Below are 18,619 nucleotides of genomic sequence, written 5' to 3'. Positions count from 1 at the left end.
GAGGCGGGACGGCGGCACGGCCGAGAGGCGGCACCACGGGGCATGACGTCCCGGTGGGCGGTGACACCGCTGCGGGCGCCCGTAGCGGTGTCGGCGGCAGCCGCGGGCCGGGCCGTACGCGTGGACCGGCGGCTACGCCATGTCCGCCGCGACGGCGGGGCCGGGCTGGGTGGTGGCCTCGACGGTGCGGACGATGCTGTCCCCACCGGGCCGGAGGAATCGGATGCGTGGCTCGCTATCTGTACCCTTCCCACCTGCCCCTAACAGTGCTCTACCAGGGGCTTTACCGTCTTGTCCGGTTCCTGACAGTGCCCTCGATCGGCTGCCGGCCGTGGGGATAGCAGTTCGAAAGCTCGTCGACAGCGGGCTGTGCTGGACTGCGGGCGTGCCGCGAGCCGATGACACGTGCCTGCACGATCTGGTGACCGAGCAGGCCACCCGGACGCCCGACGCGGTGGCCGTACTGGCCGACGACGGGGCGCTTCGTTACGCCGAGTTGGTGGCCCGCGCCAACCGGCTCGCCCATCGACTGCGGGAGCGGGGCGTCGGTGTGGACACGCCCGTCGGCGTGGTCGCCGAGCGGGGTGTGGACCTGGTCGTCGCGTTGCTCGGGGTGCTCGTGGCCGGCGGCGCGTACGTGCCGCTCGACCCGGACCTGCCTGCGGAGCGGCTGGGCTACCAGGCCGGCGACGCCGACCCGCCGGTGCTGCTGGCCCAGCGGCACCTGGTCGACCGAATCCCCAACATGGTCGCGGAGCGGTGGTGCGTCATCGACGAGTCGCCGGAGCGGTGGCCGGCCACACCGCCGGAGCCGTTGGCCACCGTCGACAGCCTCGCCTACGTCATCTACACCTCCGGCTCGACCGGGCGGCCGAAGGGTGTGTGCGTGCCGCACCGCGGCATCGTCAATCGCGTCCGCTGGATGCAGGACGCGTACCGGCTGAACGCCGACGACGTGGTGTTGCAGAAGACCCCGTACGGCTTCGACGTGTCGGTGTGGGAGTTCTTCTGGCCGCTGGCCGCCGGTGCCCGGCTGGTGCTGGCCCGGCCGGGCGGGCACCGCGACCCCGCCTACCTGGCCGCCACCGTCGCCGCGTACGGCGTGACCACCCTGCACTTCGTGCCGACCATGCTGGCGCAGTTCCTGGCCGAACCCGACCTGCCCCCGCTGCCCACCGTCCGCCGGGTCATCTGCAGTGGCGAGGCGTTGCCGGTCGCCGTGGCCCGGGAGGCGATCCGTCGGATCCCCGGTGAGCTGCACAATCTGTACGGCCCGACGGAGGCGTCGGTGGATGTCTCCGCCCACCGGGTACGGCCGCCGGTCGAGGGGGCCAGCGTGCCGATCGGCGCACCGATCGCCAACGTCAGCCTGCACGTGCTGGACGACCGACTCGACCCGGTGCCCGTCGGTGTGGTCGGTGAGCTGTACATCGGCGGTGTCGGGCTGGCCCGCGGCTACCACGGTCGACCGGGGTTGACGGCCGAGCGTTTCGTGCCCGATCCGGGTGGGTCGGGACGGCTCTACCGCACTGGTGACCTGGCCCGCCGGCTGCCGGATGGCGAGTACGACTTCGTCGGGCGACGCGATGGCCAGGTGAAGATCCGCGGCAACCGGGTCGAGCTGGGCGAGGTCGAGCAGACGCTGCTGACCCACGATCGGGTGCACGAGGCGGCGGTGATCGTACGACACCTCGCCTCGGGACATCCGCAGCTCGTCGCGTACGTCGCGCCGCCCGGCTGTCCGGTGGCTGAGTTGCGTGACCACCTGGCCCGGCGGCTGCCCGACTACATGGTGCCCGCGCTCCTCGTGCACCTCGAACACCTGCCGGTGACACCGAGCGGCAAGACCGACCGGCAGGCGCTACCCGCGCCGACCGGCGCGACAGTCGGTGCGGGGACGGCGACGGGCGGCGTTCCGGCGAAGTTGGCCGCCCTCTGGGCGAGCGTGTTGGAGCGGGACGGGGTGGGCCCGGACGACGACTTCTTCACCCTCGGTGGCGACTCGGTGCTGGCGATGCGGGTGGTGGCGCTGGCCCGCCGGTCCGGGCTGCGGCTGAGCACCCGGCAGCTCTTCACGTACCGGACGGTGGCCGCGCTGGCGCCGCACGTCGAGTCGACCGACCCGACCGCGGTCGACGACCCGGCGCTGCTGGACGGCCCGGCCTTCGCGCTCAGCCCGGTCGACCCCGCGCTGCTGACGGCGACGCCGGGTGGAGCAACGGAGCGGGCAGGCGTGACGGTGGTCGACGCCTACCCACTGACCCCCATGCAGGAGGGCATGCTCTTCCACACGCTGCTCGCGCCGGACGAGGCCGACTACCTCCAACAGCACGTCTACCGACTGGACCGCTCGGTGGACGTGGCGGCGCTGGCCGACGCCTGGCGGGCGGCGTTCCGGCGACATCCGGCGCTGCGCAGCACGGTGCGGTGGGACGGTGTCGCCGAGCCGGTGCAGCTCGTCCACGAGGGACACCCGCCGGAGGTGCGGGTGCTCGACGGGCAGACCGACACGGCGCTGCTGCTGGCCGCCGAACGCCGTGCCGGCCTCGACCTGGGCGCCGCTCCGCCGGTACGGGTCACCCTGATCCCCCGGGCGACGGACCGCACCGATCTGGTGCTCACCTTCCACCACCTGCTGCTCGACGGGTGGAGCCTGGCCGTCCTGCTCGCCGAGGTACTCGACGACCGGCGAGAGCCGGTGGTGCCCTTCCGGCGCTACCTGCGCTGGCTCGCCGACGCGGACCGGTCGACCGGGTACTGGAAGCGGCTGCTCGCCGGCTTCCCCGAGTCCACACCCCTCCCCCACCCGCCAGCGTCGGCCGTTGCCGATGCCGCCGACGCGCGGCCGCAGGTCGGGCTGCCGGGCACCGCGGTCACGCGGCTGGTCCTGCCTGACCGGCTGGGTACCGCCTTGGCCGCGCGTGCCGCCGCGGCCGGGGTGACGCCGTACGCGGTGACGCTCGGCGCGTGGGCGTTGACGCTGGCCGGGTACGTCGGCCGCGATGACGTGGTGGTCGGGGTGACGGTCGCCGGTCGGCCCGACGACCTGCCCGGCGCGGAGGCGATCGTCGGACTACTGATCAACACGGTGCCGCTGCGGGTGCGCTTCGAGCCCGACGCGCCCTTCACCGACGCCCTGCACGCGGTGCAGGCTCAACAGGTCGCGGCCCGGGAGTCCGAGCACCAGTCGCTCGCCGACATCACCCGGGCCAGCGAGGTGCCCCCGGGCTCGCCGTTGTTCCACAGCATCGTGGTGTTCCAGAACCACCCGCCGCTGCCAGCCGGGCTGTCCCCGGTCGACGTGGTGGAGAGCACCGGCTACCCGCTCACCCTGATCGTCGAGCCGACCCCGGAGCTGGTGCTGCGCCTGCTGATCGAGGGCGACGCGCTGGCCCCGACCGAGGGCGGCCGTCTGCTGGCCGCGGTCCGCCGGGTGTTGGAGGTCGTCGTGGCTCACCCGAACGCGACGACCCGCGAGGTACGGGCGGCGCTCACTCCCCGCTGAGCACCGCGCCGATCACCTCGACCGCCCGGTCCACGTCGGCGCTGGACACCCCCGAGTGGGTGACCGCGCGGACGCGGCCGTGCCCCAGCTCGGCCAGGGCCACCCCTGCGGCGTTGGCCGCGGCGAGGAACTGCGCCCGGGTCAGCCGGTGCTCCGGCACCCGGAACATGACGATGTTGGTCTGGACCGACGTCGGGTCGACCTCGATCCCGTCGACGGTGGCCAACCCCTCGGCGAGCCGGCGGGCGTTCGCGTGGTCCTCGGCGAGCCGGCCGTGCTCGCGGATCGCCACGATCCCGGCCGCCGCGATGATCCCGGCCTGCCGCATGCCGCCGCCGAGCATCTTGCGGACCCGACGCACCCGGCCGATGACGTCGGCGTCGCCGACCACCACCGAGCCGATCGGCGCGCCGAGGCCCTTGGACAGGCAGAACTGCACCGAGTCTGCGTACTGGGCGATCTCGGCGACCGGCACGCCGGAACCGACCGCCGCGTTGAAGATCCGCGCGCCGTCGAGGTGCACCGGCACTCCGCGTTCGGTGGCGAACCGCCGGACCTCGGCCAGATAGTCCAGCGGCAGGATCACGCCCCCGCACCGGTTCTGGGTGTTCTCCAGGCAGATCAGCGCGGGCACGGCGAACTGCGGGTCGTCCGGCTCGTCGGGGAACCCGGCGGCCAGATCGGTCAACAGCAGCCGGCCATCGGGCCGGGTCGGTACCGGCAGGTAGGTCACCCCACCGCAGACCGCCGCGCCGCCGGCCTCGTAGATGTAGATGTCGCTCTCCGCGCCGACCAGCATCGCCGACCCACGCGGGGCGTGCGCCATGATCGTCGCCAGGTTGGCCATGGTGCCGCTCGGGGTCAGGCAGGCCGCCTCCTTGCCGAGCGTGTGTGCGGCCAACTCCTCCAGCTCACGGACGGTGGGATCCTCGGCGTACACGTCGTCGCCGAGCAGGGCCCGGGCCATCGCGTCGCGCATCGCCGGGGTGGGCAGGGTGAAGGTGTCGCTGCGCAGCTCGATCACGGCGCGACCACCTGCACCGTGAGCAGTTCTTCGGCCTCGGCGAGGGCGGCCAGCACCTCGCCGGTGTCGTCCCCGGTCACGATGACGTGCCCCACCCGGTCGTACGCGTTCTCCGGCGGACGCACCGGCATCCCCGGGCGGGCGGTGACGGTGACCCGCAGCACCCCGGGACGTCGACCGGCCCGGTCCACCCCGTCCACGCCGGAGAAGGTGCCGACACGGTCGGCGGTGAGGAACCGGATGCCGGCGTACCCCTTGGTGGTGGGGGTGAGCGTCACCGGCAGGCCGGTGGCCGCGCGGAGTTGCTGGTCGAGCAGCTCCACCCCGGTCGCGGCCCGGATCAACTCAGGGATCATGCCGCCGGCCGGTCGTGGGTTGACCTCGATCAGCGCGGGCCCGGCCGGGGTGAGCCGCACCTCGGTGTGGGTGGCGCCGACCGTCATGCCGACCGTGGCCAGTGCCCGCCGGACCAGGTCGGTCACCTCCGCGGCGACGGCCGGGGGCAGTTCGGCCGGGAACACGTGCCGCCGCTCCACGAAGTGCGGTGGAGGGTCGACCTGCTTGTCGGTGATGCCCAGGCAGTGCTGGGCGTCGCCGGTGCCGAACAGCTCCACGCTCACCTCCGGCCCGTCCAGGTATTCCTCCACCAGCACCCGGCGCGCGGTGGGCAGCCCGCGGACGTTGCTGCGCACGGCGAGGATCCGCTCGGCCTGGGCCACCGCCTCGGCGACGGTGGCGCAGCGCCGGACCCCGTTGGACCCGGAGTCGTCGACCGGCTTCACGACGCAGGGAAGGCCCACGTCGTCGACCGCGTCCGCGATCCGCTCGGCGAGGGTTGGTGGTGCGGCTTCGGCAACGATCACGTACCGGGGTTGGCGTACGCCGGCGGCGGCCAGCGCGGTCCGCAGCCGTCCCTTGTCGCGGCAGGTCAGCACCGCGTCGACCGGGTTGCCGGGCAGCCCGAGCCAGCCGGTCAGCTCGGCCACCGCCGGGATGAAGAAGTCGCTGGTGCTGGTCACCCCGGCCAGCTCGTCCCGGCGGTAGCCGTCCTGCACGTACGCCCGCAGGACCGGCACGTTTCCGGTGTCGCAGACCGCCACCTCGGCGCTGGTCTCCGCCAGACCGGCGTACCGGGTCGGGTCGGCGGTCAGCAGCACCGGACGGAAACCCAGGTCGGCGGCGCGACGCAGGGCGAGCATCCCGGTGCCGGTGGTGTTGGACTCGACGAAGAGCAGATACCGCTGCTCGGCCGGCGGGTCGAGGGCCGCCCGCGACCACGAGGTGACCACGGTGTCCGGGCCGACCACGGCCGGTTCGGCGGCCAGCGGCAGCGCGGTGAGCCCGGTCGTCGCCCAGTAGTCGTCGTCGTAGACGGTGTCGGCGTACCGGTCGCCGCGGTCCGGGAAGATGCCCACCACCCGAGAGCCGGGCGGGGTACGGCGGGCCACGTCGTGCAGCACCCGGTAGACGGAGCCGGACGTGTTGCCCGCGAAGATCTGCTGCTCGCGGGCCAGCTCCCGGGTGGCTACGAACGCCTCGTGATCGTTGAGCCAGTGCACCTCGTCGACGAGCCGGCGGTCCAGGTTCTTCGGCAGCAGGCTGTTGCCCAGGCCGCTCTGCAACCGGCTGGGCTGGTCCGGCTGGCCGAACAGCGCGCTGCCCACGCAGTCGACCCCGACCACCCGCAGGCCGGGCAGGCTCCGGCGCAGAGCTCGGGAGCTGCCGCAGAGCGACCCACCGCTGCCCACCGACCCGACCAGCGCGTCGAACGGGCCGAGGTCGGCGAGCAGTTCGTCGGCGAGCCACCGGTACGCCCCGGGATTGTCCGGATTGCTGTACTGCTGCGGCCAGAACGCCCCGGGCAGCCCGGTCAGCAGCTGCTCCAGCCGCTCGATCCGGGCGCTCTGCCAGCCGTGCGAGGTCATCGCCGACACCACGTGCACCTCGCAGCCGAGCGCCCGCAGCTTGGCCAGCGTCACCCGGTCGATCCGTGGGTCGGTGACGATGTGCACCGGATGCCCGAGCGAGCGGCCGACGAGGGCCACCCCGAGCGCCATCGTGCCGGATGAGCTCTCCACCACCGGGTCGCCCTCGGCCAGCACGCCCAGCCGGCGGGCCTCCAGGATCATCGAGCGGGCGACGCGGTCCTTCATCCCGTACAGGTTCTGCAACTCCAGCTTCGCGTACACCTCGACGTCCGGCGCGGTGGGCATCCGCAGCCGGACCAGCGGGGTGTGGCCGATGGCGTCACGGACCTGGTCGAAGCGCATCAGCGTCCCCCGGTGAGTTCGTCGGCGCCGAGCGAACGGTGCACGGTCACGGTGCCGGGCAGCACGGCGCACGCCGAGCGGACGTGGTCGACCTTCGCGGCCCGCTCCGGGTCGGCCTGGTCGAGCAGGACACCGAGGGCGGTGCCGCTGTGCGCGATGACCAGGCCGAAGCCCTCCACCTCACGGCACAGCCGGTGCAGGACGTCGAAGTGCCGGCGCGGGCGCAGCTTGCCGTTCAGCACCGCGCTGCGGGTGGTGACCTCGCCGACGGCGGGCAGGTCGCCCGCGCGAACCGCCGTGGTGAGCGCGGCGAGCAGCCGGGCGTACTCCCGTTTGTCGGCCTCGTCGAACGGCTTGGGGATCCGGTTGAAGCGGATGGTGTCCACCGCGCCGCCCTCGTCGTGCGCCACCACGGTGAGCGGGGGCAGCACGCCGATCCGTTCCCGGAGCCGCACCTCGCGGTGGTAGAAGGCGACGATCCCGTCGTACATCACGCCGTCGGAGGGCTCGATCTGGCGCATCAACGACTCGATGGTGCGTTCGTTCAACGTCATGCCGAACGCGTCTCCGACCGCCCGGGCGGTGGCCACCAGGTCGGCCGAGGAGCTGGCGAAGCCCTTGCCCTCGGCCAGTTCGCCGCCGAGCTCCAGCACACCGCCGCCGGTGAGGCCGAACAGCTCCATGATGGTCCCGGCCAGCCGGGCGGACTTCTGCTTGTGCGCCGGGAAGACCTGGATCCGGTCCAGCTCGTTGGTCGGCCAGAAGGTGGCGGTGGCCCACTGCGCCATCGGGAACGTCACCAGGAAGTCCCGGTCGGCGTCGGGCAGCACGCCCTGCAGCAGCTCACCGAAGGTGCCGAACGCGGTGCCGACGCCGAGCCGGCCGGTGGCCGACAGCAGCGCGTCCCGGTCGGCCGTGCACGCCCCCTCCCCCATCGCGTCAGCCGAGCCCGAGACCCGCGTCGGCCGGCACCAGCCCCAGCAGGCGGTCGGTCTCCTCCGCCGCGACCCGGTCGGCGCCGGCCCGCCGCGTCCAGTGCGCGCGCAGCTCGTCGTACTCGAGTGTCTGCGCGGCGAGCAGGTCGGCCACCGCCGACGGCCGGGCCGAACCGCTGGTCTGCCGAGCGGTCAGCCCGGCGTGCACGTCGAACGCCTCCCGCAGCAGGGTCGCCGGCTCGACCAGTCGGTAGCCCTCGGCGGCGGTGGTGGCCGCCAACAGCTCCGGGTCGGTGTCCTTGGGTGCCCGGCCGGTGGCCGCCGCGGCGACCACGTAGCGGCCGGCGAGCACCTGCGCCCGCCGCCACGGCACGCCCTCACGCAGGGTCAGCAGATTGGCCAGCGCGAACCCGCCCAGGTACTCCCGTTCGCAGGCGGCCAGCATCCGGTCCGTCCGGAACCGCAGGTTGTCGACCACGGCGGTGAGCAGTCGCAGCAGTGACCGGGCGGCGCCGATCGCGGCGTGCAGGTGGGTGCCCGCCTCCTTGGACACCTCGACCAGGTTGGAGTACGGGGTGTTGCGCTGGCCCAGCAGCGCGTCGGTGTGGAACGCGCCCAGGTGTGCCGAACGGCCCCGGATCCGTTCCAGGATCGGGAAGTTCTTCTTCTGCGGCATCGCCGACGAGATGCCACTCAACTCGTCGGGCAGGTCCAGGAAGCCCAGGTCGCTGCCGCCCCAGGCGAGCAGGTCGGTGACGAACCGGCTGGTCTCCGCGCCGAACAGGGACAGCTCGGCGGTGACCTCCAGCACCCAGCGCCGGGACGCCACCGCGGTCAGCGCGTGCGGCTGGGCCACCCGGAAGCCGAGCAGCCGGGCCATCCGGGCCCGGTCCCAGGGCAGGTCCTGCCCGGCCATCGCGCCCGCGCCCAGCGGGCAGGCGTCGATGGCGTCGTAGGTGGCCAGCAGCCGACGCAGGGTGTGCAGCACGTGCCCGGAGAACGCGGCGAAGTGGAACCCCGGTGTGATCACCTGCGCGGCCTGGAAGTGCGTGTAGCCGGGCATCGGCGTCGACAGGTGCTCGCCGGCCCGGCGGTGCAGGCTGACCCCCAGCCTGAGCAGCCCCTGCGCCACCTCGACGACCTGCTGCCGGCCGTACATCAACTGCGCGGCGGCCTGGAGGTCGTTGCGGCTGCGGTCGACGTGCCAGCGCGGCAGCGGCTCGGTCAGCGTGGCCTCCACGTGCCGCTCGAGCGCGAACGCCAGATCCGACAGGTTGGCCACCGGATCGGCGGTGAGCGCCTCCGGGCCGGCACTGGCCAACCCGGTTGCGACGGCCCTCGCCTGGTCGGCGGTGAGCAGACCCATCCGCTGATATTCCAGGGCCAGCACCTTCTCCACCGCCACGTACGACGGGAGCAGATGCTCGACCTCGAAGCGAAACTGCGGCGCCAGGACCTCGTCGTGGAGCAGCCGGCCGGGTGGCTCGTCGATCCGCCCGGTGAGGCCGGACGGCGCGGTGCTGTTCACGATCGGCCTCCCCGTTGCGCCGGCGGCAGAAACATACCCAGGCCCGCAGCGGCGTGACAACCCCCGTCGATATTCGCTGCCGGGCGACATACCGCGGCGAAAGCGCATCGATAGCGGGCTCTGGCACCGTGGCTGCCGGCGAGGAGGTGCCGTGACGTCACTGGACGAGATGTTCGCTCGACAGGCCCGCCGCACACCATCGGCGACCGCGGCCGTGGACGACGATGGGACGCTGGACTACGCGACACTGGACGCCCGGGTGACCGACGTGGCGGCCGCGTTGCGCGACGCCGGGGTCCGCCCGGACCAACCGGTCGGGCTGATCCTGGACCGCTCGGTGCAGATGGCGGTCGCCGTGCTGGCCGTGCTGCGGGCCGGCGGCGCGTACGTGCCGATCGAACCGGAGACCCCGCCGGCCAAGCGGGCGGCGATCCTGGCCGACGCCGCCGCGACCGTCTGCGTGGTGGAGCCGGCCCTGGCCGAGGAGGTCCGGGCCGCCGGCCGGACCGCCGTGGTCCCCGCCGACGTGCCGCGCGGGGCGAAGCCAGCAGAGCCGACGGCACCGCACCCCGACCAGCTCTGCGCGCTCTACTACACCTCCGGCTCCACCGGCCGGCCCAAGGGTGTGGCCTGCACCCACGGCGGCTGGGCCAACCGGATGCGCTGGATGCAGGAGCGGCACCACCTCCAACCCGGCGAGACCGTGCTGCAGAAGACCACGCTGACCTTCGACGACGCGGCGGTCGAGCTGCTGTGGCCGTTGCTGGTCGGCGGGCGGGTCGCTCTGCTGGCTCCCGGCGCGCACCGCGACCCGCGCGCCATCATCGACGCGGCGATCCGGCACGAGGCCGTGCACCTCCAGTTCGTGCCGAGCGTGTTCGACCTGTTCCTGGAGACGCTGACCGACGCCGACGTGGCCGGGCTGACCCGGCTGCGCAGCGTGCTGTGCAGTGGCGAGGCACTGCGCCCGGAGCTGGTCCGGCGGTTCTTCGCCCGGTTCCCCGACGGGGTCTCGCTGGACAACACCTGGGGCGCCACCGAGGTGTCGATCGACTCGACGTTCCACATCTGCCGGCCGGCCGACGGCCTCGCCGACGGCGCGAGCGTGCCCATCGGCGCGCCGATGACCGGCAACCGGGTCACCGTGCGCGACGATCGGCACCGGCCGGTCCGCGTCGGCGAGGTCGGTGAGCTGTGCATCGGCGGGGTCGGGTTGGCCCGCGGCTACCAGGGCGACCCGCGGCGCACCGCGGCGGCGTTCGTGCCCGACCCGGACGGCTTCGGTGCGCGGATGTACCGCACCGGCGACCGCGGCGCGCAGCGCCCGGACGGCACGCTGGCCTTCGTCGACCGGGTCGACCACCAGGTCAAGATCCGGGGGGTACGGATCGAGCTGGGCGAGGTGGAGACCGCGCTGCGCGGCCACCCGGAGATCGCCGACGCGGTGGTGCTCGCCCTCGGCACCGGCACGAAGCACCTGGCCGCCTACCTGGTGCCCCGGCAGGCCGGCGCGTGCTCGGTGGACGACGTGCGAGCCCACCTGCGCGGGTTGTTGACCAGCTACGCCGTGCCGACCCACTTCACCGTGCTGGACCGGCTGCCGCTGCACCCCAACGGCAAGGTCGACCGGGCTGCGCTGGCCGCGCTGCCGGTGCCCGGCGCCGACGAGGGCGCGCTGCTGGCCCCGCGCACGATCACCGAGGAGACCGTCGCGGAGATCTGGTGCGCGGTGCTCGGCGTCGAGCGGATCGGCGTCGACCAGGACTTCTTCGCCGCCGGCGGCCACTCGCTGCTCGCCGTGCGCATCCTGAGCCGGCTGCGGCAGGCGTTCGGCCTGGACATCCCGCTGCGGCTGATCTTCGACCACCCCACGATCGCGGCGTCCGCCAGCGAGCTGGAACGGCTCGTGCTGGCGGACCTGAAGGGAGCAGCGCGGTGACGAACGCAGCGGACGACGAGCGCCTGTCGTACAGCGTCGTGGTCAACCACGAGGAGCAGTACTCGATCTGGCCGGCGGAGCGGCCGGTGCCGGCGGGCTGGCGGGCCGAGGGCACCACCGGCAGTCGGGAGGACTGCCTGGCCCACGTCGAGCGGGTCTGGGTGGACATGCGGCCACTGAGTCTGCGCCGGCACCTGGATGGCGAGCCGGATCGAGTGGCCTGACGTGTCGAGCACGGCGGAGCTGCTGGCCGCGCGGCTGCGCGCCGCGCGGGAGGCCAGCCGGGCCGCTCCGGCGCCCGCGCTGCCGCGCTGCCCGGACGACGAGCTGGTCACCTCGCCGGCTCAGGAGTCGGTGTGGCTGGCCGACCGGTTCCTCGACGGCACCCCCGACTACAACGTCGCCGAGGTGCTGCGGGTCCGCGGCCCGCTCGACACCGCCGCGCTACGCCTGGCGTTCGGCATCGTGCTCGAACGGCACGAGGTGCTGCGTACCTGCTACCGCGAGGTGGCCGGCCGCCCCCGCCCGGTGCTGCGCGAGCTGGGGACCGTCCCGGTCGCCGTCCGCACCGTCGACGATCCGCTGGCCCGTGCCCGCGAGGTGGTCCGGCAGCCCTTCGACCTCGCCGGTGAGCTGCCGCTGCGCGCCGAGCTGCTGACCGCCGGCGGCGACGAGTGGTACGTGGTGCTGGTGGTCCACCACATCGCGGTGGACGGCTGGTCGATGGCGCTGCTCTGGGCGGAGCTGTCCGCCGCGTACCGGGCCCTGTCGGCCGGCACCGTCCCGGCGCTGCCCGAGCTGCCGGTGCGGTACGTGGACCACGCGCACTGGCAGCGGGAGCACCTGCGCGACGGGCGGCTGGACCGGCAGCTCGGCTACTGGCGGCAGCGGCTCGCCGGTCTGGCCCCGTTGGAGCTGCCGGCCGACCGGCCCCGCCCGCCGGTCTTCAGTGGCCGGGGCGACCGGCACGACTTCGCGGTGCCGGACGCGCTGGCCGACGGGGTTCGGGAGCTGGCCAGCCGGCACGGGGTGACCCTGTTCCACGCGCTGCTCGCCGGGTTCACCGCCGTGCTGCACCGGTGGAGTGGCCGATCCGACGTCGCGGTCGGCACCCTCTTCGCCGACCGGGAGCACCCCGAGTTGGAGTCGGTGATCGGGTTCTTCGGCACCACCGTGGTGATCCGGACCGAGGTGCTCGACGGCCAACCGTTCACGGCGCTGCTGTCCGAGGTGCGCGACGCCGTGATCGACGCCCACCAGCACCGGGACGTGCCGTTCGACCGGCTCGTGGAGGAGCTGCGCCCGGCCCGCGACCTGTCCCGCAACCCCCTGTTCCAGGCCATGTTCACCGTGCAGGACGAGGAGACCGCCCCGTTCGAGCTGCCCGGCTGCGTGGTGGAGCCGGTGCCGGTCGGCACCGGCACGGTGAAGTTCGACCTCGAGGTGGTGCTGACCCGCCGGGACGGCCGGCTGGCGGGCTTCGTCGAGTACGCCAGCGACGTGTTCGCGCCGGCGACCGTGGCCCGACTGGTCGACAGCTACCTGTGCCTGCTCGGCGACGCGGTCACGCACCCGGACCGTCCGGTCGCCGGTTTGGCGGTGCTGCCGCCGGCCGAGCTGACCCGAATCACCGAGGCGTGCAACGACACCACCGCCGCGTACCCGGACGACCGGCAGCTCGCCGACCTGATCGGCGAGCAGGCCCGGCGACGGCCCGACGCCGTCGCCGTCCGCTGCGCCGGGGCGGAGGTGACCTACGGCGAGTTGGAGCGGCGCGCCAACCGGCTCGCGCACCTGCTCGTCGCGCACGGCGTCGGCCCGGACGTGACGGTGGGCGTCTGCCTGGACCGCACACCGGAGCTGGTGGTGGCGCTGGTCGCCGTCCTCAAGGCCGGCGGGGCGTACGTGCCCGTCGACCCGGACCACCCGGCCGACCGGGTCCGGCACGTCCTCTCCGACAGCGCGGCCCGGCTGCTGCTCACCACCGACGAGGTGTGGGACCGCCTCGGCGCCCCGCCCGGCCCGGAGCTGCTGCGCATCGACCGGGCCGGTGACCTGCTCACCGGGCTGCCCGACACCCCGCCGGTGACCGCCACGACGCCGGAGCACCTCGCCTACCTGATCTACACCTCGGGCTCCACCGGGCGACCCAAGGGCGCGATGGTGCCGCACCGGGCGATCGTCAACCTGACCACGGCGTTCGTCCGGCTCTTCGAGGTCACCGACCGGGACGTGGTGGCGGCGGTGGCCTCGCACGCGTTCGACCTGTCGCTGCCGGAGCTGCTCAGCCCGCTCACCGTCGGTGCCACGGTGCTGCTGGTGCCCCGACGGACGGCCACCGACGGCGTGGCGCTCGGCGCGCTGCTGGACAGCGCTGGCGCCACCGTCATGCAGACCACGCCGACCATGTGGCGGATGCTCGTCGACGCGGGATGGGTCGGCGGTGACCTGCGGGCCGGTGCGTCCGGCGAGACGGTGCCGAGCGCCCTGGCCGCCGCGCTGCTCGGGCGGGTGTCCCGGTTCTGGTGCCTCTACGGCCCGACCGAGACGACGGTCTGGTGCACCGCGCACGAGGTGCACGCCGTGCAGGCGGACCGGCCGATGCCGATCGGCCGTCCACTGGCCAACAACACGGTGTACGTGCTGGACCCGACCCTGCGTCCGGTGCCGGTCGGGGTGATCGGCGAGGTGTACGTCGGCGGGGTCGGGGTGAGCCGGGGGTACGCCGGGCGGCCCCGGTTGACCGCCGAGCGTTATCTGCCGGACCCGTTCGCCTCCGGCGGGCGGCTCTACCGCAGCGGCGACCTGGCCCGGCTGCGCCCGGACGGGACGATCGAGTTCGTCGGCCGGGCCGACACCCAGGTGAAGGTACGCGGCAACCGGATCGAGCTGGGCGAGGTCGAGGAGGCGCTGACCGCACACCCCGCGCTGGCCGGGGCCGCCGTCACCACCTGGGGCGACGACGCCGACCGGCAGCTGGTCGCGTACGTGGTGTGGCGCGACGAGCCGCTGGACGTGGCGGCGTTGCGCGCGTACCTGCGCGGCATCCTGCCCGACGCGTTCGTGCCCGGCATCGTGGTCGAGCTGACCGAGCTGCCGTTGAGCCCGAACCGCAAGGTGGACCGGGCCGCGCTGCCCCCGCCGGACGTGCGTCCGGACGCTCCGGGGCACGTCGCGCCGCGTACCGACCTGGAACGCCTGGTGGTGGACACCTGGACCGAGGTGCTCGACGCCGACCGGATCGGCGTGCGGGACGACTTCTTCCAGTTGGGCGGCCACTCGCTGCAGGCGTTGCAGGTGGCCGCCCGGCTGCGCGCGGCGACCGGGGTGGACGTGTCGCTGCGGACCCTGTTCGCCCATCCCACGCCGGCCGCGTTGGCCGCCGCGCTGGCCGCCGCACGCGCTGCCGTGGCCGGCGGCGTCGACCAGGCGAATGCGCCGCTGGCCGCGCGGCCGGTGGACGCGCCCGCTCCGCTGTCGTACGCGCAGCGCCGGCTGTGGTTCCTCGACCGACTGCACCCGGGCGACAGCAGCTACCTGGTGCCGAGCGTGCTGCGCCTGCGGGGGCGGGTCTCCACGTCGGCGTTGACCGAGGCGCTGCGGCTGGTGCTGGCCCGGCACGACGCGCTGGGCGCCCGGTTCGTCGCCGAGCAGCAGCTTCCGGGGCCGCCCTGCGCGGTGGTCAGCACCGAGCTGCCGGACGCCGACCCCGCGACGGTGCACCGGCTCGTCGTCGAGGACGCCACCCGGCCCCTCGACCTGGCCACTGGGCCGCAGGCCCGAGCGCGGATCATCCGGGTCGCCGACGACGACCACACGGTGGTGCTGGTGCTGCACCACGCCGCGGTGGACGGCTGGTCGCTGCGGGTGCTGTGGCGGGAGATCGGCCTGACGTACGCGGCGCTGGCCGACGGCAGAGCGGTGGATCTGCCGGCGCTGCCGCTGACGTACGCCGACTACGCGTACTGGCAGCAGCGGCGGGGCGCGGCGGCGTACGCGGGACAGCTCGACCACTGGCGGGCTCGGCTCGCCGGCCTGCCACACTGTGCGCTGCCCACCGACCGGGCCCGCCCGGCCACCTGGTCCGGCCGGGGCGACCGGGTGGAGTTCACCGTGCCGGACGACACCGCGCAGGCCGTACGGGCGCTGGCCCGGCGCTCCGGCGCGACCACGTTCATGACGTTGCTCGCCGCCTTCCAGGTGGTGCTGGCCCGGTTCACCGGTCAGGACGACGTGGTGGTCGGCACGCCGGTCGCCGGGCGGGACTCCGCGGAGTTGGAGCCGCTGGTCGGCTGCTTCGTGAACACGCTGGTGCTGCGCGGTGACGTCGGCGGCGACCCGACCTTCGCCGGCCTGCTGGACCGGGTCCGAGAGGCAGCCGCGGCCGACTTCTCACACCGGGACGTGCCGTTCGAGCGGTTGGTCGAGGAGTTGCACGTCGAGCGGGACCCATCCCGCAACCCGCTGTTCCAGGTGGGTTTCCGGCCGGAGGAGCACGACGGCGCAGAGCTGCGGCTGCCCGGGGTGACGGTGGAGGCCGTGGACCTGGGCCCGGGTGGGGCGAAGTTCGACCTGAACGTGTCGGTCGCCGAGGACGCGGACCGGCTGTGCGGCACGGTGGAGTACGCCACCGACCTGTACGACGCAGCGACCGTCGAGGCGTTCGCCACCGCGTACGTCCGGATGCTGGAGGCCGTGGTCGCGGCGCCGCACCGGCGGCTGTCGGAGCTGGGCCCGACGCCCGCCGAGCGGCGGCTGCTGGCCGAGTGGAGCGGCACCGGCGAGCCGGCCCCGGACCAGCCGTCACTGCCCGAACTGGTGGCCCGGCAGGCGGCCCGCACCCCGGACGCGGTCGCGGTCTGCCTCGCCGCGCCGCCGACGCGGGCCGACACCAGCACCGGGGCGAGCGAGCTGACCTACGCCGAGCTGGACGAGCGGGCCAACCAGCTGGCCCACTGGCTGCGCCGGTACGGCGTCGGCCCGGACGTGGTGGTCGGCGTCGCGCTGCCCCGATCGACCGACCTCGTGGTGGCCCTCCTCGCGGTGCTGCGCGCGGGCGGCGCGTACGTCGCGCTGGACCCGGCCGCGCCGCCCGGCCGACTCACGCACCTGGTGGCGGACAGCGCGCCCCGGCTGGTGCTGACCTCCCGCGACGCGCTGGCCCGACGCGGGCCGGCCGCCGCGATCGAGGGCGTGCCGGCGTACTGCCTGGAGGAGGAGTGGCCGGAGCTGCTGACCGAATCGGCCGGTGATCCCGGGCCCGTGCCGCACCCCGACGACCCGGCGGCCATCTACTACACCTCCGGGTCGACCGGAGCACCGAAGGGCGTACCGACCCCGCACCGGGGCATCGCCAACTTCCTGGCGTACCTGACCGGCCCGATCGGGCTGACCGACCGGGATGTGGTGCTGCAACTGGCCGCCATCTCCTTCGACGCGTCCATTCGGGACATCTTCGGCCCACTGGTGGTCGGCGGGCGGCTGGTGCTGCCGTCGGACGAGACGGCCCGCGACCCGTACGCCCTGCTCGCCGCGATCGAGCGGCACCGGGTGACCGCGCTGCTGACGCTGGTGCCGCCGATGCTGACCGCGCTGGCCACCGCCGCCGGGCAGCGGCCCTCCGCCGCCGGGTCGGTACGGCTCGGCCTGGTCAGCGGCGAACCCCTGGGCGCGCAGCACGTCCGTGCCGCCCGCCAGCTCTCCCCCACGATCGCGCTGGTCAACCAGTACGGCCCGACCGAGGCCACCATGACCTCGACGTACCACGAGGTGGGCGACGAGCCCGGCGCGGTGCCGGTCGGGCGACCCATCCCGCACGTCCGCTGTCACGTCCTCGGCGCGCACGGCGAGCTGCTGCCACCGGGTGCCCTCGGTGAGCTGCACCTGGGCTCGCCCGGCCTGGCACGCGGCTACCAGCGGGCGCCGGGGCTGACCGCGCAGCGGTTCGTGCCGGACCCCTTCGGTCCGCCCGGTGCCCGGCTCTTCCGCACCGGCGACCTGGTGCGGTGGCGTGCCGACGGGCGGCTGGTCTTCCACGGCCGCCGGGACCAGCAGGTGAAGATCCGCGGCGTCCGGGTGGAGCTGGGCGAGGTGGAGGCCGCGCTGGCCGCCTACCCGGGGATCCACGCCGCCGCAGCGGCGGTGCACGACGGGGAGCTGGCCGGCTACGTGGTCGCCGGGCCCGACGTCGACCTGGGCGGGCTGCGCGACCGGCTCGCCGACACGCTCCCCGAGCAGTTGGTGCCGGCCCGACTCCAGGCACTGGACGCGCTGCCGCTGACCCCGCACGGCAAGCTGGACCGGGCCCGGCTGCCGGTGCCGGCTCCGGTCGCCCGTACCGACGCGCTGCCCCCACGCGACATCCTGGAGCTGGCCCTGGTGCGGATCTGGGAGCGGGTCCTCGGCCACGGCCCGATCGGGGTACGCGACGACTTCTTCGCAGTCGGCGGTCACTCGCTGCGGGCCGTGGACCTCGTCGAGGCGATCCGTGGGGAGCTGGGCGTCGCCGTGCCGCTCAGTGCGATCTTCACCCACCCCACGGTGGAGCGGCTCGCCGCGGTGCTCGGTGCCGGGGCGGCCAGCCCGGATCGGTTGCTCATCGCGCTGGCCGACGGGCCGGCCGAGCAGCCGCCGCTCTTCCTCGTGCATCCGCAGGGCGGCGACGTGGCCTGTTACGCACAGCTCGCCCGGGAGCTGGCCGGGGTGTGCGCCGTGCAGGGCATCGAGGCGGTCGGCTACAACACGGACGACCCGCCGCTGGCGGCCATCGAGGAGATGGCCCAGCGGTACGTCGACGAGATCCGCGCGGCGGCGCCGGGCGGCCCGTACCGGCTGGCCGGTTGGTCCTTCGGCGGAAATGTGGCCTTCGAGATGGCCGCCCGGCTGGAGGCCGCCGGCGAGCGCGTCGACTTCCTCGGCGTGCTGGACGCCCGCGCGTTCGGCCGCGAGGAGCTGGAACCCTGGTTCACCGGGCGCAGCGAGCTGGAACGGTACGGCCTGATCGCCGAACTGGACCCGGCACAGGTCACCGCGCTGGCCGACGCCGAGGAGCAGGAGGCGCTGGCCATCCTGCTGCGCGACGCGCAGCAGCGGGGCCGGGTGCCGCGCGGCGCGGACACCGCGACGCTGCGCCGGATGGTCGCCGTCTTCACCGCGAACGGTCGGGCCGCCGACCGCTACGCTCCACGCGCCCCGATCCGGGCGCCGATCCACCTGTTCACCGCGACCGAGCGGCACCCCACGCTGACCAACCCGCCGGTGAACCCGGCGAGTTGGCGGGCCCGCACCCGGGGCCCGGTGTACGTGGTGCCGGTGCCGGGCAACCACCACGACCTGGTGTACGCGCCGCACGCCACCGTGCTGGCGGCCCGGATCTCCGACGCGTTTCGGGAGCGGGGTTGGGCATCCGCAGACTAGGC

8 protein-coding genes are annotated in these 18,619 nt (G+C 74.3%); 4 read left to right on the top strand and 4 right to left on the bottom strand.

Features of this window, described 5'->3' with window-relative positions:
• The first annotated feature begins 385 nt into the window (after nt 1-385).
• Entirely contained in the window at nt 386-3,505 is a 3,120-nt protein-coding gene (locus V6V47_RS17165) for an amino acid adenylation domain-containing protein (protein ID WP_334629247.1), read from the top strand.
• Here the strand turns inward: V6V47_RS17165 and V6V47_RS17160 are convergent.
• The 4 genes from V6V47_RS17160 to V6V47_RS17145 are packed head-to-tail and all read right to left on the bottom strand — an operon-like array spanning nt 3,492 to nt 9,262.
• Nucleotides 3,492-4,529 carry a GntG family PLP-dependent aldolase gene (locus V6V47_RS17160; RefSeq protein WP_334629246.1) on the bottom strand — a complete coding sequence of 346 codons (1,038 nt, stop codon included), beginning with the start codon at nt 4,527-4,529 and terminating at the stop codon, nt 3,492-3,494. The genes V6V47_RS17165 and V6V47_RS17160 overlap by 14 nt on opposite strands.
• Nucleotides 4,526-6,799, bottom strand: a complete 2,274-nt coding sequence (locus V6V47_RS17155) for a pyridoxal-phosphate dependent enzyme (protein ID WP_334629244.1) — start codon at nt 6,797-6,799, stop codon at nt 4,526-4,528. Before V6V47_RS17155 ends, V6V47_RS17160 begins: the two co-directional genes overlap by 4 nt.
• Complete coding sequence (locus tag V6V47_RS17150) at nt 6,799-7,734, bottom strand: GHMP family kinase ATP-binding protein (RefSeq protein ID WP_334629243.1); 936 nt, start codon at nt 7,732-7,734, stop codon at nt 6,799-6,801. The genes V6V47_RS17155 and V6V47_RS17150 overlap by 1 nt, the downstream gene beginning before the upstream one ends.
• Nucleotides 7,735-7,738: 4 nt before the next feature.
• Complete coding sequence (locus V6V47_RS17145; protein WP_334629242.1) at nt 7,739-9,262, bottom strand: argininosuccinate lyase; 1,524 nt, start codon at nt 9,260-9,262, stop codon at nt 7,739-7,741.
• 151 nt (nt 9,263-9,413) lie between these two features.
• On the opposite strand from V6V47_RS17145, the gene V6V47_RS17140 reads away from it, so the two are divergent.
• Genes V6V47_RS17140 through V6V47_RS17130 form a run of 3 tightly spaced genes read left to right on the top strand, consistent with a single transcriptional unit; the run spans nt 9,414 to nt 18,617 of the window.
• The gene (locus tag V6V47_RS17140; RefSeq protein WP_334629241.1) at nt 9,414-11,201 is read left to right on the top strand and encodes a non-ribosomal peptide synthetase; all 1,788 of its coding nucleotides are present in this window, start codon (nt 9,414-9,416) and stop codon (nt 11,199-11,201) included.
• Nucleotides 11,198-11,425 (top strand): MbtH family protein, encoded by a 228-nt coding sequence (locus tag V6V47_RS17135; RefSeq protein ID WP_334629239.1) that lies wholly within the window; start codon nt 11,198-11,200, stop codon nt 11,423-11,425. Before V6V47_RS17140 ends, V6V47_RS17135 begins: the two co-directional genes overlap by 4 nt.
• A gap of 1 nt (nt 11,426) precedes the next feature.
• A complete protein-coding gene (locus V6V47_RS17130) occupies nt 11,427-18,617 on the top strand; it encodes an amino acid adenylation domain-containing protein (protein WP_334629238.1) in 7,191 nt (2,396 codons plus the stop codon).
• Nucleotides 18,618-18,619: the final 2 nt, after the last annotated feature.

Origin of the sequence: Micromonospora sp. CPCC 205539 (assembly GCF_036906815.1) — a bacterium.
GTDB lineage: Bacteria > Actinomycetota > Actinomycetes > Mycobacteriales > Micromonosporaceae > Micromonospora.
The sequence above is the reverse complement of the archived record's forward strand: the minus strand, read 5'-3'. Positions and strand labels throughout refer to the sequence as shown.

What these genes read in the sequence shown, in the direction of transcription:
- V6V47_RS17150 (WP_334629243.1), bottom strand. Translation starts at nt 7,734, where the DNA reads ATGGGGGAGGGGGCGTGCACGGCCGACCGGGACGCGCTGCTGTCGGCC.
- V6V47_RS17155 (WP_334629244.1), bottom strand. Translation starts at nt 6,799, where the DNA reads ATGCGCTTCGACCAGGTCCGTGACGCCATCGGCCACACCCCGCTGGTC.